General features: G+C 46.5%; 13 protein-coding genes. 10 read left to right on the top strand and 3 right to left on the bottom strand.

Features of this window, described 5'->3' with window-relative positions; translation table 11 throughout:
- Positions 1-25: 25 nt before the first annotated feature.
- The gene (locus AB6E30_RS00815; RefSeq protein ID WP_017059307.1) at positions 26-1,777 is read right to left on the bottom strand and encodes a diguanylate cyclase domain-containing protein; all 1,752 of its coding nucleotides are present in this window, start codon (positions 1,775-1,777) and stop codon (positions 26-28) included.
- Positions 1,778-1,868: 91 nt separating this feature from the next.
- Positions 1,869-2,822 (bottom strand): TIGR01212 family radical SAM protein, encoded by a 954-nt coding sequence (locus AB6E30_RS00810; protein ID WP_372056415.1) that lies wholly within the window; start codon positions 2,820-2,822, stop codon positions 1,869-1,871.
- A 530-nt stretch (positions 2,823-3,352) separates the two neighbouring features.
- Between AB6E30_RS00810 and gltB (AB6E30_RS00805) the strand changes: the two genes are divergently transcribed.
- The 10 genes from gltB (AB6E30_RS00805) (at position 3,353) to AB6E30_RS00760 (ending at position 20,691) form a co-directional block, all read left to right on the top strand.
- Positions 3,353-7,900 (top strand): glutamate synthase large subunit, encoded by a 4,548-nt coding sequence (gltB, locus tag AB6E30_RS00805; RefSeq protein WP_372102408.1) that lies wholly within the window; start codon positions 3,353-3,355, stop codon positions 7,898-7,900.
- The gene (locus tag AB6E30_RS00800) at positions 7,900-9,369 is read left to right on the top strand and encodes a glutamate synthase subunit beta (protein WP_136973921.1); all 1,470 of its coding nucleotides are present in this window, start codon (positions 7,900-7,902) and stop codon (positions 9,367-9,369) included. The genes gltB (AB6E30_RS00805) and AB6E30_RS00800 overlap by 1 nt, the downstream gene beginning before the upstream one ends.
- Positions 9,370-9,797: 428 nt before the next feature.
- Entirely contained in the window at positions 9,798-14,261 is a 4,464-nt protein-coding gene (gene gltB / locus AB6E30_RS00795) for a glutamate synthase large subunit (RefSeq protein ID WP_136981996.1), read from the top strand.
- 16 nt (positions 14,262-14,277) lie between these two features.
- Positions 14,278-15,690 carry an FAD-dependent oxidoreductase gene (locus AB6E30_RS00790; RefSeq protein ID WP_102398270.1) on the top strand — a complete coding sequence of 471 codons (1,413 nt, stop codon included), beginning with the start codon at positions 14,278-14,280 and terminating at the stop codon, positions 15,688-15,690.
- A gap of 172 nt (positions 15,691-15,862) precedes the next feature.
- Complete coding sequence (locus AB6E30_RS00785) at positions 15,863-16,291, top strand: DUF1499 domain-containing protein (protein ID WP_017059301.1); 429 nt, start codon at positions 15,863-15,865, stop codon at positions 16,289-16,291.
- A gap of 127 nt (positions 16,292-16,418) precedes the next feature.
- Complete coding sequence (gene mtnN / locus AB6E30_RS00780; protein WP_012603226.1) at positions 16,419-17,114, top strand: 5'-methylthioadenosine/S-adenosylhomocysteine nucleosidase; 696 nt, start codon at positions 16,419-16,421, stop codon at positions 17,112-17,114.
- A 10-nt stretch (positions 17,115-17,124) separates the two neighbouring features.
- Positions 17,125-18,078 (top strand): cobalamin biosynthesis family protein, encoded by a 954-nt coding sequence (locus tag AB6E30_RS00775; protein WP_372102406.1) that lies wholly within the window; start codon positions 17,125-17,127, stop codon positions 18,076-18,078.
- A gap of 1 nt (position 18,079) precedes the next feature.
- Entirely contained in the window at positions 18,080-18,949 is an 870-nt protein-coding gene (gene btuF / locus AB6E30_RS00770) for a vitamin B12 ABC transporter substrate-binding protein BtuF (RefSeq protein WP_372102404.1), read from the top strand.
- Positions 18,950-19,023: 74 nt separating this feature from the next.
- Positions 19,024-19,641 carry a TRIC cation channel family protein gene (locus tag AB6E30_RS00765; protein ID WP_017062893.1) on the top strand — a complete coding sequence of 206 codons (618 nt, stop codon included), beginning with the start codon at positions 19,024-19,026 and terminating at the stop codon, positions 19,639-19,641.
- Between the two features lie 204 nt (positions 19,642-19,845).
- Complete coding sequence (locus AB6E30_RS00760) at positions 19,846-20,691, top strand: LysR family transcriptional regulator (RefSeq protein ID WP_102394343.1); 846 nt, start codon at positions 19,846-19,848, stop codon at positions 20,689-20,691.
- On the opposite strand, the gene AB6E30_RS00755 is transcribed toward AB6E30_RS00760, so the two are convergent.
- Positions 20,642-21,421: a TSUP family transporter gene (locus AB6E30_RS00755; protein WP_372102402.1), complete on the bottom strand. Its 780-nt coding sequence runs from the start codon at positions 21,419-21,421 to the stop codon at positions 20,642-20,644. The genes AB6E30_RS00760 and AB6E30_RS00755 overlap by 50 nt on opposite strands.
- Between the last annotated feature and the right edge of the window lie 195 nt (positions 21,422-21,616).

Below are 21,616 nucleotides of genomic sequence, written 5' to 3'. Positions count from 1 at the left end.
TAATCAAATTGCCAATTTTATAGCGTTAGCGAATTGAGTATGGATGCACCATTGAACGGTTGCGACCGTCTGATTTCGCTTGATACAACGCACTATCAGCCAAGGCAACAGCCGATTCCATTTCATCATCAGGTGTAGGAATGTAAGAGATAATACCAATACTCACCGTGATGAATTCAGAGACTGTCGACTTCTCATGCGCAAGTTCCAATTTTAGGACTTCATCATGAATACGCTGCGCCACCAGCTGAGCACCTTCGGTCGTTGTATTTGGCAGAATAAAACCGAACTCTTCACCACCATAACGAGCCACACAATCAGATGAACGATTCAACACCTGCTTAAATGCCTGAGAAACCTGAATCAAAGCATCATCGCCTTGTTGGTGTCCGTAAAAGTCGTTGTAGCCTTTAAAGAAGTCGATATCACATAGCATGATCGTCAGTGGCAGCTTCTCACGCACATGATAATGCCACAGTGTAGAGAGCTGTTCATCGAAACGACGTCGGTTAGACACTTTAGTCAGGCTATCCATAAAGCTGAGGCGTTCAAGTTCAAGGTTGGCTTCTTCAAGCTTTTGTTCTGCTAGATAACGCTCTGTAATATCACGCGCCATGATCAACACACCATTAGTGCTCGATGCTGGATCTCTAAACGGTGATTTGACTACATCATACCAAGTAAATGTTCCATCACTTGAGACCACTTTGTCGATATAACGCAGTGATTTACTTTGATGAAGCACTTGATGATCGGTTTCTGATATTCGCGTATAGATGCTATGTGGCACCACATCTTGTAAACGTTTACCGATCAAGTCACTGACTTCAGAGATACCCAGCGCAGCCACAAATGGTTTATTACACGCTTGATAAACCATGTTTTCATTAAAGATACCAATCGAGTCTGGGCTGGCCTCCAGGAGGTTTTGCAAGATGGTGTCACGCTGCGCAAGTGCCACTTCGGTATCTTTTCGCTTCTCCATCTCGCCACGCAGTTTCTGCTGCATGTCATGCCAATCGGTCACATCATGGCTAATAGAGAGCGTGCCGATGGTTTCTCCATCTTGGGAAAGCAGCACACTTTGGTAGGTTTCAAGCAAGCAGCTTTTTCCATCTTGATCTGTAGTCCAAGAGCGTTCACTTACACGACCTTTTAATACTCCACCAGAAACACTCAGGGTGCCCTCTTCAGCACGACCATGCCAAAACTTTTTAAACGAGCGATTACTCGTCACTAACTGACCTTTCTGATCTTTCACGTAGATCAGCTCAGACAAAGAATCCAAAGCGGTACGAGCAACATTCAGTTCTCGAACTTCTTGGGACAGTTCTTCGTTAGTGTTTTTATAAGGTGAGGCGTGAATCATCCAAGCCTGCTTATTTCTAAAATGGATCTTACGACCGATCAAGTTGATCTTGAACGACTCAAATTCAGAAAGCGCCCACAGGGAGACCTGCTCGAAGGCTCGAGAGTTGATGTGGTTGGTTAAGTAGTGACGAAAGCTGTTCTCGCTTTCCACAGTAGGAAAGCGAAAATTAACACCGATTTGGCGGATACCAAGCAACTGCATGGCTTGGCGATTGGCATAGAGTATTTCGCCACTTCGAACATCAACAAAGTAGAGTGGCGACGGGGTAGCAAGTAGAAGCGTTTCGATATGCGACTGATAACGAGAATAGAGATGCCAGCAGATGAGAGCAATCAGCAATACAACAACGATATAAATACCGTAGCCATACGCCCTGTCCCACAACCAAGTCATTACCAGTTCCATTTACTCTCAATCTATACCATAAAATCTGTTAGGGAAATGTTACCACTATTTATTGGTTTTATCTGCTGCTACCTACAGTCACCCATTTCTATTAATTGGCCGCGTTTAAAACAGGCAACGTGTACTCGAATGTAGAGCCCGTTTTGATGCCTTGAGCACCGGTTTTATCCAACGAACGACCTATTTCAGTCATCGCTAACCAGCGGTTCTCACACCATAAAGGAGAAAGTAAGGTTGGGCGTCTCGCCGCTGAAGAAACACGGTGATAAACCACGTCCGCAGGCGTGCGTTGAATGATCTCACTCGCGATATCGATGTACTCTTCAAGGCTTGGGGCTTCTAGCTTTCCTGCCTTCCACGCCTTAGCCATGGTACTGCCCTCTACTATATGAAGGCCGTGCAGCTTAATACCATCGGTGCCAACGGCTAATACCTTGTCTAAGGTTTCAAGGTTATCCGCTTTAGTTTCTTTTGGTAGACCAACAATCAGGTGAGTACACACCTTGATACCTAAAGCGCGTGCGCGTTGGGTGATCGTTTCATACACCGCAAAATCGTGGCCGCGGTTAATTCGCTTGAGGGTTTTATCATTGGCGGTTTGCAGGCCAAGCTCGAGCCAAATCTCATAGCCTTGTTTAACGTAGCCCGCTAACAGATCCAACACCGCATCAGGCACACAGTCTGGTCGCGTACCAACACAAAGGCCGACGATCTCTGCACCGGGTGCTTTTAGCGCCTCTTCATACATATTCTTGAGCACTTGCACCTCAGCATAAGTGCTGGTGTACGCCTGAAAGTAAGCCAGGTACTTCTTGGCACGAGCAATCTCACCCGCACGATCTTTTAGCTGGTCAGCAATACTTTGAATTTGAGTTTGTTCATCGGCAAAGGAAGCCACGTTACAAAACGTGCAACCTCCACGGCCAATTGTCCCGTCTCGGTTTGGGCAGCTGAAACCACCATGAAGCGTCAGCTTGTGAACCTTCTCGCCATAACGGCGTTGAAGGTCTTGGCCGATAGTATTGACCAACTCGTGTAATTGCATATTTTCAAAGCACTCAAGTAAATAAGAATGAATATCAGTCTTTTTTTGAAAAAAAATTACATCCCTGCAAAATTCGACCAATTAGTTTACTCAAGGCTTTTTGCGAGCAACCTAACAAATATCAATAAACATGCAAAAAATCGGCTCTATTTGCCTAATGTTGCACATTTGTTAGGCATTAAATTCAAAATAAAACGAAAAAAATGGTCTACATGGGTCAACTTTCATTGCAATTCGCCTAGACAAAATTGTAGGATACTTACACATATTGGCTATTTTTGAGTATTTACTTACAACGAAAACTTGCTAATAAGTCGGTGATATCTAACTCCCACCTATATAAACCACTAGTTTGTGGTTAAAAATAAACAGGTATCACTAAGGATTGTTTTTCTCGCAATACTTTTCCTGCGAGATACGGAAAGGATTCAAACCGCCAGCATAGGCAGGTTTAGACCCATAAATATAAAAGGACAAGGCTGACTTTATACAAATAAGTTGCGCCTAGATTTAACTGGAAGGATGTATCTATGGTAGATCAAGAGCAGAACTCACAGGGTCTGTATACTCCTGAATTGGAGCATGACGCTTGTGGTATCGGTTTTGTTGCGCATCTAAAGAATCGCAAATCTCATGATGTAGTAACTCAAGCACTCGATATGCTTGCACGTATGGAACACCGTGGCGGCCAAGGCTGCGATCCGTGTTCTGGTGATGGTGCAGGTATCCTGCTACAGAAGCCGCACGAATTCTTACTAGAAGAAGCCGTAAAGCTTGGAATTAAGCTGCCATCTTTTGAAAAATATGGTGTTGGTGTTGTACTTTTCCCTAAAGATGAACACAAACGTGCACAGTGTCGTGACATTCTAGAACGCAATGCACAACGCCTTGAGTTAGAAGTTATCGGTTACCGTGAACTTCCAACGGACAATTCAATGATTGGTGCTGACCCACTAAGCACTGAACCTCAATTTGAACACGTATTTATTTCTGGCGGCCCTGGTATCACACCAGAAGAGCTTGAGCGTAAACTGTATGTTCTACGTAACTACACGGTTCGTGTATGCCTAGAAAGCGTTTCAAATATCGGTGATGACTTCTACATCAACTCTATGTCTTACAAGACATTGGTGTACAAAGGTCAGCTAACAACTGAACAAGTTCCTCAGTACTTCCTAGATCTGCAAAACCCAACCATGGTGACAGCTCTAGCACTAGTACACTCTCGCTTCTCTACCAATACATTCCCACGTTGGCGTCTAGCTCAGCCTTTCCGTTACATCGCGCACAATGGCGAAATCAATACGGTTCGCGGCAACCTGAACTGGATGAAAGCACGTGAAGCAATCCTAGAATCGGATCTGTTTACACAAGCTGAAATCGACATGCTGCTTCCTATCTGTCAGGAAGGTAGTTCGGATTCATCAAACTTCGATATGGCACTGGAACTACTTGTTCTTTCAGGTCGTACTCTGCCACACGCGTTGATGATGATGATCCCGGAAGCATGGCAAGAAAACAAAAACATGGATCCAACTCGTCGTGCGTTCTACCAGTACCACGCGAACGTAATGGAACCATGGGATGGCCCAGCATCAGTATGTTTCACCGATGGTGTTCAAGTAGGTGCAACACTTGACCGTAACGGTCTGCGTCCTTCTCGCTACACAGTAACTAAAGACGACTTCCTAGTAATGGCGTCTGAGTCTGGTGTTGTTGAGATTGCACCTGAAAACGTTGAGTACCGTGGTCGTCTACAACCAGGTCGTATCTTCGTTGCTGACCTTGAGCAAGGCCGCATCATTTCTGATGAAGAAGTGAAAGACAGCATTGCTAAAGCACAACCTTACGAAAAGTGGGTTGAAGAGAACCTTCTGAGCCTGAAAAAGCTACCGGATGCGAGCAACGAATTTAGCCAACCTTCTCCAGAGAAACTACTACACAAACAACAATCGTTTGGCGTGAGTTCTGAAGAAGTAAACGAAATCATTCTACCTCTTGCGAAAACAGGCTACGAGCCACTTTCTGCAATGGGTGCTGACTGGCCGCTAGCGATTCTTTCTCACCAATCGCAGCACCTTTCAAACTACTTTAAACAGTTGTTTGCACAAGTAACTAACCCGCCGATCGACCCGATTCGTGAGCGCATGGTTATGTCTCTGAACACTTACCTAGGTAAAGACCAGAACTTACTTGCTGAAACACCTGAGCACTGTCAAAAAGTAGAACTTGAGTCTCCAGTACTGTCTAACTCTGAGTTAGAAAAACTGCGTGCAATCGATAACGAGCACCTTCAGGCGAAGACGCTGGATATCGTATTCCAAGCAAATGGCGACCAAGGTAAGTTAGAGCGCGCACTTAAGCGTATCTGCCAATACGCAGAAGACGCAGTGATTGATGGCTACTCTATCATCCTACTGACAGACCGTGCGGTTAACTCTAACCATGCCGCTATTCCAGCAATGCTGGCGGTTGGCGCGGTTCACCACCACCTAATCCGTAAAGGTCTACGTGCTAAGTGTGACATCGTTGTTGAAACGGGCGACGCTCGTGAGACACACCACTTTGCAACGCTTATCGGTTATGGTGCAAACGCAGTTAACCCATACCTAGTTATTGAAACGATTGTTGAACTGCAACGTACTAAGAAGCTAGATCCAAACGTACACCCACGTGAGTTATTCGATAACTACCGTAAAGGTGTTAACGGCGGTCTACTTAAGATCTTCTCTAAGATGGGGATCTCTACGCTGCAGTCTTACCACGGTGCACAAATCTTTGAAGCACTTGGTGTTAGCAAATCAGTGGTTGAAAAATACTTCACAGGTACTGTTTCTCGTATCCAAGGTCTAACGATCGACGATATCGCGCGAGAAGTATTGGTTCGTCACCGTGTTGGTTACCCAGCTCGTGAAATTCCAGCTCAGATCCTTGATGTTGGTGGTGTTTACCAGTGGAAACAACGTGGTGAGAAACACTTATTCAACCCAGAAACGATTTCTCTACTTCAAGAATCGACGCGTAACAAAGATTACGGTCAGTTCAAGAAGTACGCAAAAGCAGTTGATGACCAAGGCGACAACGCAGCAACGCTACGTAGCCAACTGGACTTCATCAAGAACCCTGCAGGCTCTATTCCTCTAGCAGAAGTAGAACCAATCGAGAACATTCTTAAGCGTTTCGCAACCGGCGCAATGAGCTTTGGTTCAATCTCGCATGAGGCTCACTCAACACTGGCTGTTGCGATGAACCGCATTGGCGCGAAATCAAACTCAGGTGAAGGTGGTGAAGATCCAGCACGTTTCGAACGTAAAGAAAACGGCGACTGGGAACGTTCAGCAATCAAACAGGTGGCTTCTGGTCGCTTTGGTGTAACGTCTTACTACCTATCTAACGCTGATGAGCTACAAATCAAGATGGCTCAAGGTGCGAAACCGGGCGAAGGTGGTCAACTACCTGGTGATAAGGTTGATGACTGGATCGGCGCAACGCGTCACTCGACTCCGGGCGTAGGTCTTATCTCGCCACCGCCACACCACGATATCTACTCAATCGAAGATTTGGCTCAGCTGATCTACGATCTGAAAAACGCGAACCGTAACGGTCGTGTCAACGTGAAGCTAGTATCAGAAGCTGGCGTAGGTACGATTGCATCGGGTGTAGCGAAAGCGAAAGCTGACGTGGTACTTATCGCAGGTTTTGATGGTGGTACGGGTGCATCTCCGATGTCTTCTATCCGTCATACCGGTCTGCCTTGGGAGCTGGGTCTAGCGGAAACGCACCAAACACTACTGAAAAACGGCCTACGTAACCGTATCGTTGTTCAATCTGATGGTCAGATGAAAACACCACGTGATCTTGCAGTAGCAACGTTACTTGGCGCTGAAGAATGGGGCGTAGCAACAGCAGCTCTAGTGGTTGAAGGCTGTATCATGATGCGTAAGTGTCACAAGAATACATGTCCTGTTGGTATCGCAACACAGAACAAGACTCTGCGTGAACGTTTCGACGGCCGCGTAGAAGACGTAGTCACTTTCTTCCAATACATGGCTGAAGGTCTGCGTGAAGTAATGGCTGAACTTGGCTTCCGCTCTATCGATGAGATGGTTGGTCAATCGCACAAACTTAAAGTTCGTGATGACATCGGCCACTGGAAGTACAAGAACCTAGATCTAACACCTGTACTGCACATTGAGCAGGCACGTGAAGAAGATGGTATCTACAACCAGACGCAACAAAACCACAACCTAGAAGACGTTCTAGACCGCAAGTTGATTCAAGCTGCGATTCCAGCTCTTGAGAAAGGCGAAGCCGTGAATGCGAGCTTCCCTATCATCAACACGGACCGCTCTGCTGGTACCATGCTGTCGAACGAAATCTCGAAGGTTTACAAAGACCAAGGTTTACCACAACCAATGAACGTTAAGTTCCACGGTAGTGCTGGCCAATCTTTCGGTGCGTTCCTTGCGAAAGGCGTTAAGTTCGAAGTAGAAGGCGACGCGAACGATTACTGGGGTAAAGGTCTGTCTGGCGGTACGTTGGTACTGTACCCAGATGCAAGATCTACTATCGTTGCTGAAGATAACATCGTGGTTGGTAACGTATGTTTCTACGGTGCAACCTCTGGTGAATCTTTCATTCGCGGTATGGCTGGCGAACGTTTCTGTGTTCGTAACTCTGGTGCGAAGGTTGTTGTTGAGGGTGTTGGTGACCACGGTTGTGAATACATGACTGGCGGTGTTGCCGTTATCCTTGGTTCAACGGGTCGTAACTTTGCTGCAGGTATGAGTGGCGGTGTCGCTTATGTTTGGGATAAAGCAGGTGACTTCGAGACTAAGCTCAACGCAGAACTTGTAGACCTAGATCCAATTGAACAAGAAGATAAAGATCTTCTACTAGATATGCTAACTAAGCATGTTGAATTCACAGGAAGTGAAGTTGCTCAGTCTTTCCTAGACAACTTTGAAGCACGTGTTGCATCGCTAGTTAAAGTAATGCCACGCGACTACAAAGCGGTTCTTCAAAAGCGTAAAGCTGAAGCACAACAGGCACAAACGGAAGAAGTGGAGGCAGTATAATGGGTAAGCCTACTGGATTTTTAGAACACGGTCGTGAGCTTCCAAAGAAGCTCGACCCGTCAGTTCGAATTGAAGACAACAAAGAGTTCGTACTTAACGAAGAGTTTGGTGACAAGATCAATACTCAAGCATCTCGTTGTATGGACTGTGGCGTACCTTTCTGTCACAACGGCTGTCCGATTGGTAACATCATCCCAGAATTCAATGATGCGGTTTACCGTGACAGCTGGGAAGAGGCTTGGAATATCCTAAGCTCTACCAACAACTTCCCTGAGTTTACCGGTCGTGTTTGTCCTGCTCCTTGTGAAAGTGCCTGTGTTCTTGGTATCAACCAAGACCCAATCACTATCTGTAATATCGAGAAAACGATTGTCGAAACTGCGTACCGTGAAGGGTACGCAAAACCTAAAACACCACGCTCTCGCACAGGTAAAACTGTCGCAGTTATCGGTTCAGGTCCTGCTGGCCTAGCCGCAGCTGAGCAGCTAAACAGCGCTGGTCACTCGGTAACGGTATTTGAACGTGACGAGAAAGTCGGTGGTCTACTTCGCTTCGGTATCCCAGACTTCAAACTGGGTATGGACGTGATTGATCGTAAGATCAACCTAATGGCTGAAGCGGGCGTTGAGTTTAAAGTTAACCAACACATCGGTGTTGATGTTAACGCTCAGCAGCTACGCCAAGAGTTTGATGTGGTATTGCTAACGGGTGGTTCTACGGTTCCACGTGACTTGCCAATCCCTGGTCGTGAGTTGAAAGGCGTTCACTTTGCCATGGAATTCCTTGGTCAAAACAACCGCCGTGCTAACAACCTAGATCTTAAAACAGAAGAGATTCACGCTAAAGATAAGCACGTTGTGGTTATCGGTGGTGGTGATACTGGTTCTGACTGTGTGGGCACATCAAACCGTCATAAGGCAGCGAGCATTACTCAGGTTGAGATCATGCCGATCCCACCAGAGAAGCGCCCTGCAAACATGCCTTGGCCTCAATACCCAATGATCATGAAAACCACCACTTCTCACGAAGAAGGTTGTGAACGTCACTGGAACATCTTAACCAAAGAGTTCATCGGTAACGAGCAAGGTCAAGTGACGGGTCTACGTATTGCTGACATAGTTTGGCAAGATGCGAAACCAGGTGAGCGTCCAGGCTTTGATGAAGTCGCGAACTCTGAACGTGTTATTCCTTGTGACATGGCATTCCTAGCAATGGGCTTCTTACACCCGGAGCCAACCGGCGTGCTTGCTCAACTAGACATTAAACTGGACGAGCGCGGTAACGTCGCTTCTGAAGGTTTTGCAACGAACCAGAAAGGCGTTTTCGCTGCTGGTGATATGCGTACTGGTCAATCTCTAGTTGTACGTTGTATTAATGAAGGTCGTGAATGTGCAATTGCGATTGATGACTTCTTAATGGGTAACTCAAACTTAGAAGCGAAAGCTGATTCACTCATGCTTTCCGCATAATATTTCTCGGGCTAACGTCAATTACGTTAGCCTAGAGGAAAAGCAATACCCTTCCTAACTTTTATATTTGGCTAGCACTCGATGCTAGCCTTTTTTCTATCTGGCCTTTGGCGTTTTCAAAATCATCCTGTTGTATATGTTAAATCCCGTTAACATTCACCTTATATATCTCATTGATATCCATCGACTATTTTAGATTATTAAGTGGCTAATCGCGTTTATGCATGATAATTAACCATGAACTTGACCTTAAACACAATTAGCTATACGTTGTAAAGCTGATGAAAATAAAATCAATCGGTTTTGTTAACACAACCAATAACGTTTTAACTGGCTAAAGCAAACTATCAGTTTATAAAAAACAACAAGTATATGAATAGTTAGTCATTTACTGTCTGGATGACAGAGAAGCAAAAGGGAGAATTGCAATGGCTCTATATGATCCTAGTCTTGAAAAAGACAACTGTGGATTTGGTTTAATAGCGCAAATGGAAGGCCAACCTAGTCATAAGTTGGTAAGAACTGCTATTTCAGCCCTCGATCGCATGACACACCGTGGTGGTATCGCTGCGGATGGTAAAACCGGGGATGGCTGTGGCTTATTACTACAGAAGCCTGACTCTTATCTCAGAATTATTGCTGAAGAGAATAACTTCAAGCTCGGCAAGCAATACGCTGTCGGCATGATTTTCTTCAGCCAAGATCCAATCAAAGCGCAATCCGCGCAAGACATCGTCAATAAAGAGCTCGCTCAAGAGACCTTAACGGTTGCAGGTTGGCGTGTAGTACCGACCAACACCGACGTATTAGGTCCGATTGCCAAAGATTCAGTTCCCAATATTCAGCAAGTGTTTATCTCAGCACCTGCAGGCTGGCGTGAGCGCGATATTGAACGACGCCTTTATATCGCTCGTCGCAGAATTGAAAAACAGATCACCGAAGACAAAGATTTCTATATTTGTAGCCTTTCGACACAAGTCATGGTTTACAAAGGTCTGTGTATGCCGGCCGATCTTCCGCGATTTTACCTCGATCTTGCAGACTTACGCATGGAATCGGCGATATGTCTGTTCCACCAGCGTTTCTCAACCAATACTCAGCCACGTTGGCCACTGGCTCAACCATTCCGCTATTTAGCGCACAATGGTGAGATCAATACCATTGAAGGTAACCGTCAGTGGGCTAAGGCTCGTGCCTATAAATTCTCTTCGCCGTTGCTGCCAGACTTACAAACCGCCGCACCCTTTGTGAATGAGACAGGCTCAGATTCATCAAGCCTAGATAACATGCTCGACCTGTTCCTTGCCGGTGGTATGGATGTGTTCCGAGCGATGCGCATGCTTGTGCCGCCCGCTTGGCAAAACCACCCAGATATGGACCCAGATCTACGTGCATTCTACGACTTCAACTCAAAGCACATGGAACCGTGGGATGGTCCTGCTGGTATCGTACTTTCAGATGGTCGTTACGCTGCGTGTAACCTAGATAGAAACGGCCTGCGTCCTGCGCGTTATGTGATTACCAAAGACAATCTAATCACGCTCGCATCAGAAGTCGGTATCTGGAACTACGCACCGGATGAAGTCGCAGAGAAAGGCCGTGTTGGCCCGGGCGAACTGTTGGTAATAGATACTCGCCGCGGCAAGCTATGGCAATCTAATGAGATCGACAATGACCTCAAAGGCCGCCACCCATATAAAGAGTGGATGGAAAAGAACGTCCACAAGTTAACGCCATTTTCTGCGCTGCAAGATGACCAAGTGGGTAAGCGTAGCTTTGACGATGATACGCTCAAGACCTACCAAAAACAGTTTGCGATGAGCAACGAAGAGTCCGACCAAGTGCTGCGTGTGCTTGGTGATATGGGGCAAGAAGCAGTAGGCTCAATGGGCGACGACACGCCAATGGCTGTGCTCTCTTCAAAAGAACGCTTGGTCACTGATTACTTCCGTCAAAAGTTTGCACAAGTCACCAACCCACCGATTGATCCATTGCGTGAAAAACACGTGATGTCTTTGGCGACCAGTATTGGTAAAGAGATGAACGTGTTCTGTGAAACAGACGGTCACGCCTATCGTGTCACGTTTGATTCACCAGTACTGCTTTACTCAGACATGCAGCAGCTTCTGCAGTTGAGTCAAAAACATTATCGTCATGTCATTCTCAGCATGCACTACGACCCGAATAACCAAGATCTAGAACAAGCAATCAAAGCAGTATGTGATAGCGCCGAACAAGAAGTCAGCGAAGGTGCGGTTTTAGTTGTGCTGTCGGACAAAGGTTTAGAGAAAGGAAAACTACCGATCCCTGCAGCCATGTTGGTTGGTGCGGTGCAAACAAGGCTTGCTGATACCAACCTGCGTTGTGATGCCAACATCGTTGTTGAGACAGCAACTGCGCGCGACCCACACCAATTTGCTGTGCTGCTTGGCTTCGGTGCAACCGCGGTTTACCCATACCTCGCTTATGAAGCGTTAGGTAAAATGTTGGATGATGGCTCTTTAGATAAAGATTATCGTGCCGCAATGCAAAATTACCAAAACGGCATCAACAAAGGTCTGTACAAGATCATGTCGAAGATGGGAATTTCAACCATTGCCTCTTATCGCTGTTCACAGCTTTTCGAAGCCGTTGGCCTTCATTCCGATGTTGTTGAGCTCTGTTTCCGCGGAGTTACCACTCGAATCCAAGGCGCAAGCTTTAGCGATTTCCAGCAAGATATCTATAACTTATCTCGTAAAGCCTGGACTAAGCGTAAGCCAATCGAGCACGGTGGTTTACTCAAATATGTACACGGCGGCGAATATCACGCCTATAACCCTGATGTGGTTGGCACTCTGCAAACTGCAGTAAAAACAGGTGAGACATCGGATTATCTCTCTTTTGCTAAGCAAGTAAATGCTCGTCCAGCTGCGATGTTACGCGACTTAATGAGCCTCAAAAAAGCCGATCAGCCTCTACCACTAGAGCAAGTCGAGCCTAACAGCGATCTGTTTAAACGCTTCGACTCTGCGGCAATGTCGATCGGTGCTTTGAGCCCAGAAGCGCATGAAGCATTAGCAATGGCGATGAACCGCTTGGGTGGTTACTCAAACTCTGGTGAAGGTGGTGAAGACCCTCGACGCTTTGGTACTGACCGTAACTCTCGTATCAAGCAGATAGCTTCCGGTCGTTTTGGTGTGACGCCACATTACTTAACCAATGCGGATGTTTTGCAGATCAAGGTCGCGCAAGGTGCGAAGCCTGGAGAAGGTGGTCAACTGCCCGGCCATAAAGTTACCGCAGAAATCGCTAAGCTGAGATATTCAGTTCAAGGGGTGACACTGATCTCCCCTCCTCCACATCACGATATTTATTCTATCGAGGATCTAGCGCAGCTGATTTTCGACCTTAAACAAGTGAACCCTAAAGCCTTGGTTTCAGTAAAGTTAGTATCGGAACCGGGTGTAGGCACGATTGCAACTGGTGTAGCGAAAGCCTATGCCGATCTGATCACCATTTCTGGCTACGATGGCGGTACCGCGGCAAGCCCTCTAACCTCGGTAAAATACGCAGGTTGCCCTTGGGAGCTTGGCTTAGCAGAAACTCAACAAGCACTGGTTGCTAACGGGCTTCGTCATAAGATCCGCCTGCAAGTCGATGGTGGTTTAAAAACTGGCCTTGATGTGATTAAAGGTGCGATTCTCGGTGCAGAAAGCTTTGGTTTTGGTACCGCGCCAATGGTCGCAATGGGTTGTAAGTTCTTACGAATTTGTCACCTAAACAACTGTGCGACGGGTGTTGCGACTCAAGATGAAACACTACGCCGCGAATACTTCAAAGGCCTGCCAGACATGGTGGTGAACTACTTTACAGGCCTAGCCGATGAAGTTCGCCAATACCTTGCAGAACTCGGCGTAGAAAAACTCACGGACCTGATTGGTCGTACTGACTTACTTGAAGCCGTTCAAGGCCTCACCGCGAAACAGAACAAGCTCGATCTCTCTTCAATACTCGAAGCTCCGGTATCTCCAGAAGGTCACCCACTGTTTTGGACCGAGCCAAACGCACCATTTGATAAAGCTCAGCTCAACCAGCAGATTCTGGATGATGCACTCGATGCAATTGAGAAACGTCAATCCACCAGCCTTTACTACAACGTGATCAACACAGACCGCTCGATTGGTGCTCGTATCTCTGGTGAAATTGCTAAGCGATACGGCAACCAAGGGATGGCAGGTTCACCAATCAAGTTATATCTCGACGGTACAGCAGGCCAATCTTTTGCGGTTTGGAACGCAGGCGGCGTTGAGCTTTACCTAACAGGCGATGCCAATGACTATGTTGGCAAAGGCATGGCTGGCGGCAAAGTGGTTATCAAGCCTCACCAAGGCACCGCATTTACTTGTAACGAAGCGACCATCATAGGCAACACCTGTCTGTATGGCGCAACTGGAGGCAAGCTGTTTGCAGCTGGTACGGCTGGCGAACGATTTGGCGTACGTAACTCAGGTACGGTTGCTGTGATTGAAGGCGCTGGTGACAACGCCTGTGAATACATGACCGGCGGTATTGTTGCCATTCTTGGCGCAACTGGCGTCAACTTCGGTGCGGGTATGACAGGTGGCTTCGCTTATGTCATGGATAAGAACGAAGACTTCCAAGGTCGAGTAAATAACGAGTCGGTCGAGGCACTTTCTCTGTCTGACTTATTTATCCACCAAGAACATCTGCGTGGCTTAATTGCAGAGCACTTAGAAGAGACTGGCTCAGTACACGCTGAAGCTATTCTGGCGAACTTTGATGAATGGATTCCAAAGTTCTACCTAGTGAAGCCAAAGACGGCGGATCTGAACACCTTGCTCGGCCACCAAAGCCGCAGCTCAGCTGAACTTCGTGTTCAAGCGCAATAATTGGAAGGAGCCAATAATGAGCCAGAATGTATACCAATTTATTGATGTGAATCGCGTAGACCCAGCGAAGAAACCAATCAAGATACGTAAGATTGAGTTTGTAGAGATCTACGAACCTTTCACTAAACAGCAAGCGAAAGCGCAAGCAGACCGTTGTTTAGACTGTGGTAACCCATACTGTGAATGGAAATGTCCTGTTCACAACTACATCCCTCAGTGGCTTAAGCTTGCCAATGAAGGGCGCATTATCGAAGCCGCTGAACTGTCTCACCAAACCAACAGCCTGCCTGAGGTTTGCGGTCGAGTTTGCCCTCAAGACCGCTTGTGTGAGGGCTCTTGTACCCTCAATGACGATTTCGGTGCCGTAACCATTGGCAATATTGAAAAGTACATTACCGACAAAGCCTTTGAGATGGGTTGGAAGCCTGACATGTCTCACGTTGAGTGGACTGATAAAAAGGTCGCGATCATCGGTGCGGGGCCAGCAGGTCTAGCGGCGGCTGACATCCTAGTTCGTAATGGCGTAAAAGCCGTTGTGTTTGACCGCTATCCGGAGATCGGTGGCCTACTGACGTTTGGTATTCCATCGTTCAAGCTTGAGAAAGGCATCATGGAAAATCGTCGCCGTATCTTTAGTGGTATGGGTGTCGAATTTAAGATGAATACCGAAGTCGGTAAAGACGTTCAACTACAACAACTGGTCGATGACTACGATGCTGTCTTCTTAGGTGTCGGTACCTATAAAAACATGCGTGCTGGGTTAGATAACGAAGACGCACCGGGCGTTTATGATGCACTGCCATTCCTTGTTTCCAATACCTACAAGGTCATGGAACTGGATAACCCAACACCATTCATCGACATGAAAGGCAAAAAAGTGGTTGTGCTCGGTGGTGGTGATACGGCGATGGACTGTGTCCGAACTTCGATTCGTCAGCATGCAGCTAATGTTGTTTGTGCTTATCGCCGAGATGAAGCGAATATGCCGGGCTCTCGCCGTGAGGTGAAGAATGCGCGTGAAGAGGGTGTGAAGTTCAAGTTCAACCTCCAACCTATTGGCTTAGAGCTTAACAGCGCTGGTCATGTGGTTGGCGTTAAATTCGTGAAAACCGCTTTGGGTGAACCTGATGAAGCAGGTCGCCGTCGCCCGGAACCTGTAGAAGGTAGTGAGCATGTTCTTGAAGCCGATGCTGTGATCATGGCATTTGGTTTCCAACCTCATGCGATGGAATGGCTAGAACCCTTCGGTGTGGAACTCGATCAGTGGGGTCGTATCAAGGCTCCCGGTAAACAAGAGTTTCAATACCAAACCACCAACAGCAAGATATTTGCAGGTGGCGATGCGGTTCGAGGATCTGACTTAGTGGTGACCGCTATCGATGAAGGCCGTAAAGCCGCAGAAGGGATCTTGGACTACCTAGAAGTGTGACTAATCTAAGGTTTCCTTTATTACTCAGGCCGTTACTATAAAAAAGGGATCCAATGATGGATCCTTTTTTGAATTAGATACGTTTATCACAAGCATATCGAAAAATACGTAAAACAATCGCAAACAAGCCAATACCTATAACTACAATTAAAACAACGCCATAGGAAACATTATGAAAAAAGCAGCTCTCCTCTCGTTATCACTTTTAACGTTAACCGCTTGCAGCCAAGGAATCACGGACATGAAAGACAGAACTTCATCACCTTGTGGAGACAAACCAAACTGCGTATCAACTCAAGATGATCGTGAGCAACATGCATTGGCCGCGTTTGAGTTGTCAGATTCAGCGAGCTTAGATGCGATTGAGCAGGTTGCGCTAACCTTACCGGGATCAAAAACCGCGAGTAAAACAGAAGATTATCTGCGTGTTGAATGTACTTCGCGCATCATGCGTTTTGTCGATGACTTAGAACTTAAAATCACGGATGGCAAACTGATCGTGCGTTCAGAGTCTCGTACTGGCCATTCTGATTTTGGCGTAAACCGAAAACGAGCTGAACAACTTCGTGCTAGCTTGAAAAGCGAAGGCCTAATCAAATAGATAAAAGAATACGCAGATAAATCGCTACTATTCGGATGAGAAGTGCCTCTGGGCAGTCGCTCGACACTTCTTATCCATGCTACAATTTCGCTCTACTGTTTAAATATTATTTATTAAGAGACTACACATGAAAATCGGCATCATTGGCGCAATGGAGCAAGAAGTTGCGATCCTAAAAGCAGCAATTTCAGACATTACTGAAGTTAATAAAGGCGGTTGTACCTTTTTCTCTGGTCAGCTAAATGGTGTTGACGTTGTTTTGCTTCAATCTGGCATTGGTAAAGTAGCAGCGGCTGTTGGTACTTCAATCCTACTAAGCGAATACCAACCAGATGTCGTTCTTAACACGGGCTCTGCTGGCGGTTTTGATTCAACACTGAACCTTGGCGATGTGGTTATCTCAACTGAAGTTCGTCACCACGATGCAGACGTTACAGCTTTCGGTTACGAAATCGGCCAAATGGCAGGTCAGCCTGCAGCGTTCAAAGCTGACGACAAACTGATGGCTGTTGCTGAACAAGCTCTAGCACAAATGGAAGATAAGCATGCCGTTCGCGGTCTTATCTGTACTGGCGACGCATTTGTTTGCACAGCAGAACGCCAAGAGTTCATCCGCAAGCACTTCCCATCTGTTGTTGCTGTAGAGATGGAAGCATCGGCTATCGCTCAAGCTTGTCACCAATTCCAAGTACCATTCGTGGTTGTTCGTGCAATCTCTGATGTTGCAGACAAAGAATCACCAATGAGCTTCGAAGAGTTCCTGCCACTAGCAGCGCAAAGCTCTTCTGAAATGGTTATCAAGATGGTTGCCCTACTAAAGTAAGCGACTAGACATGCAAACACTGTTTGATCAGGTATTTGCAAATGGCGTGCTCCTTGTGATGTGGGGAGCACTGCTTTTTCATTTAATTTTACCTATCCCCCATGCCGCACACCCCACGACCTTATGGCATAAGTTTGCTGAGCTTTTAGCAAGCAAGGTTAATAACAACCACAACTATTCCCAAAGTTTAATCTCAGGCACATTAGCCTGGGGGTTAATGGTACTGCCAACTCTGGTTATTCTATTGGCACTGCAACCATTGGTTTGGCAATCTCAACTGTTTGAATTGGCACTGTTATTACTCGCGATTGATTGGCGCAATAATGAAAAGCTGGCTAACCAACTGATCAAAGTACTTGGCCGAGAAGATAAAGCGGCCGCTCGTCAGTTACTGGCTCCGATTATCAATCGTCAGACCGAATCACTTTCGCCACTTGGCCTCGGCAAAGCCGCCACAGAAACCATAATCATGGGTTACGCTCGTAATGTGGTTTGTGTTTTATTCTGGTACGCCATTGGTGGTGGAATCGCCGCTTTAATGTATCGCCTGATTGTCGAATTAGCGCGAGCGTGGTCACCAAGCCGTAAGCAGTTCTCTCCATTTGGATCAACGGCAATCAAGATAGTCGCGATTCTAGAATTTATACCAATGCGATTGTTTGCCTTGATGATTGTATGTGGTGATAAAGCGTCTCACACGTTCAAGATGATGTTAGTCCAAAGTCGCTCTTGGCCACTGCCCGGCCCTGCCTGGTTGATCACGGCCGTTGGCAACAAGCTGGAGTTATCATTAGGTGGCCCTGCGATTTACGACAACACCAAAGCCATTCGCGCGAAATTAGGCGGAAGAATCGCACCGTCAGCTCTGCATCTATCTCAGGTTCAGAAACTACTCTTTGGTCGCATCGCTATCTGGATCTTTTTACAAAGCCTAGCCTTACTATTTATTCACCAAGGGATTTAGAGTGAAACCTTCAGCACTTGTTACAAGCCTTACTATTTTGTCTTCCAGCTTATGGCTGCCTTTATCATTTGCAGAAGAAGCACCACTGACTCAAGAACAAGTACAGCCGGCTCAACGCGTGGTCAGCCTTGCTCCTCATGCCACTGAACTCGCGTACAGCGCAGGTTTAGGTAACAACCTTGTCGCCGTAAGTGAACGAAGTGATTACCCACCACAAGCCGATAAGCTTGAAAAAGTAGCAAACTATCAAGGTATCAAGGTTGAGAAGATCATCGCACTTCAGCCTGATTTGATTCTTGCGTGGCCAGCGGGAAACCCGCCCAGAGAGCTCGCGAAACTAGAGCAATTTGGTTTTAATATTTACTACTCCAAGACCAAAAGCCTAGACAGTATCGCAACCAATATTGAACAACTGAGCGAATACGCTAGCGATCCAAGCATTGGCGAAAATAACGCTCAGCAATACAGAGAGCAGCTCAACGCGTTGAGACTAGAATACAAAGATGCCGAGCCAGTAAACTACTTCTACCAGCTCAGTGAAAAGCCGATCATCACTGTTGCTCAAGGACACTGGCCAAGTGAGGTGTTTGAGTTTTGTGGTGGACACAATATTTTTGAAGACAGCGCCTCGCCATATCCGCAAGTTGGTATTGAACAAGTTGTATTAAGAAAACCGCAAGTGATTTTCACTTCTCAGCACGCGATTGAGAATGGAACCATGTGGCAAACATGGGAAGATGAAATCCCAGCAGTCGCTCAAAATCAGATTTGGTCCCTCAATTCAGACTGGATTAATCGCCCGACAACGAGAACTTTGAAAGCGATCCAACAAGTGTGCGATTTCTTCGATAGAGCTAGGCAAAATCACTAACTATTTGCTGCGTTTTTTCGTACAATTCGCCACCGACCTGTCCCTACAATTTTAACTATAAGAGCACCAGTATCATGGACTCCATGCTGCTTTATATTATCGATTTATTTGGCACTGCCATCTTTGCCGTCTCAGGCGTATTTGTCGCTGGCCGTCTTAAGATGGATCCCTTTGGCGTCGCCGTTCTAGGCAGTGTAACCGCGATTGGCGGCGGCACAATTCGTGACATGGCATTGGGTGCAACTCCCGTGTTTTGGATCACCGATACCACCTACCTTTGGGTCATCATCATCACCTGTTTGCTGACCATGATTATTGTAAGACGCCCGAAACGTCTGGCTTGGTGGATATTGCCGGTATGTGATGCGATTGGCCTAGCGGTGTTTGTTGGCATTGGTGTAGAAAAAGCACTTATCTATCAAGATTCAGCACTAGTGGCGATCATCATGGGTGTCATCACCGGCTGCGGTGGCGGTATTATCCGCGACGTACTTGCCCGTGAAGTGCCTATGATTCTAAGAAGTGAAGTCTACGCGACCGCTTGTATCATTGGTGGTACTTTCCATACCATGGCGATCAGCATGGGGCACGATTCAGAAACTGCATTTCTGGCCGGCGTGTTCTCAACACTATTGATAAGGCTTGGCGCTATTCGTTGGCATTTATCATTGCCGACCTTCGCCATCAAATAAGCTAACGTTACAAAGTGAAAGGCTCCGTAAAGGAGCCTTTCTTAATTTGAGCTCCCCAACACAATTATTATGCTCTCGCGCTACACGTGCGAGCATAGCTAAAAATACCTAACTTGGTTCAAAGCTTTAGTTTCAAGACTAGAGAATGAATGTTGTTTGAGGTAAGTTGAAACAATCATTCCCAAATTTCATGAATATAACCCAATGCTACTCGAAGGAATCGAAACTCTACTGGTATTGAGTAAAGCAAAGACCATGAGCCGCACAGGCAGTTTGCTTTATATCAGCCAATCAGCGGTCAGCAAACGGATTGCGAATTTAGAAAAGAAGCTAGGTAAAAAGCTCATTGAACCGAGTGGCCGACAGATAAAACTCACGCCAGATGCGATAGCATTAATCGAGAGTATTGGCCCGACATTCAATGAACTTCGTGGGCTTATTTATGAACAGCAAGAGTTGGAAGATACCACTCTCATCACCCTAGACAGCAATAAGTCTCTGATAGCCGGTTATTTAGGTGAGATGATGGGCCAATTTATCCAGCAAGATAAGTACATCACCATTACCACCAACCACACGCCGAGAATTATCGAACGGGTGCAGTCCGGCAAGGCGACCTTGGGGTTGTGTGCTGGCTTACTGCCACCACATCATGGGTTGATGACCTTCCATCTTTTTGATGAACCGTTTTACATAGTGAGTAAGTCGCCGCTAACGGATCTCCCTCCAATGGTCATCACTAACGACATGACCAATCCAGCCAATTCTTATCAACTTTCTGTATTAGAAAAATTTGGTATCAAACCCTTGATGGAGATGGATGCCTACACCGCAGCGGCGCAACTTGCATTGGGCGGGACTGGGCCAGCGTTGATCCCGCTCTCTATCGTAAAAACACTCAATATTGAGCCTCAATATCTGTATAGCTTCACCGAATTAGCAGGCTTGATTCGGCCGATTCATATCTGTGTCAGACCAAATAGTTACCAGTCTCCACGAGTTAAAACACTGATAGAATCCATTGTTGATGCTGTTCCCAAAGCAGTTTAGACGCCATTAGCATCGACATCACGATCACAAGGGGGCGAATCCATTTCTGCCCTTTTGTCACCACTACTTTAGCGCCAAGCTGAGCGCCCATAAATCCACCGACCGCCATCACTAATCCCAACTCCCAAATAGGCAAACCAGCCAAAATAAAGAAAATTAAGGCAGCGATATTCGAGGTAAAGTTAAGTACTTTAGTACGCGCCGTAGCATCGACTAACGAGAAGTGACCAATAGCAACAAAGCAGACGGTGAAGATAGAACCTGTTCCTGGGCCAAAAAAGCCATCATAGAAACCCACGCCGCCACCAATACACAGAGCAAACATCGCCTCAGAGATCTTCTTTTTTCCTTCAGACGCTCTAGTTTGGGGTGCCAACAGGAAATAGAGAGAGATAGCGATAAGCAGCAGTGGGATAACACTGGTCAGTAGGCTCGCATCAATGTGCTGGACTAACTCAGCGCCAATTGCAGAGCCAATAAAGGTACAAAAGATAGCAAGGCGCATCTCTTTGATGCTGACGATACCGTTGCGCACGAAATACCAACTCGCGGAGAAGCTGCCAAATGAGCTTTGGAGTTTGTTGGTTGCCAGTGCCTGCGTGGGTGGAACTCCAGCCGCTAGCAATGCAGGTAGAGTCAGTAACCCACCGCCGCCAGCCATTGCATCAATAAAGCCTGCTGCCGTTGCAACAACAAACAAGATAGCCAATATTTCTAGAGTAATTTCCATATACCCAACGCCTTAAAATCCTGTGTAGCGACAAGTTACCACTCACAGCAGACGAGCAATAACGAAACACAAGATTCTAACCTATTCCAAATATTCATCATTAAGCTACCGCGGAATAACAGACATAAAAAAGCCCACTCCGATGAGTGGGCTTTGAGCATTTATATCCGCATATCAGCGATACACTTTAGGCGA

Source organism: Vibrio sp. 10N.247.311.12, from assembly GCF_041467515.1.
Classification (GTDB): Bacteria; Pseudomonadota; Gammaproteobacteria; order Enterobacterales; family Vibrionaceae; genus Vibrio; species Vibrio crassostreae_C.
The sequence above is the reverse complement of the archived record's forward strand: the minus strand, read 5'-3'. Positions and strand labels throughout refer to the sequence as shown.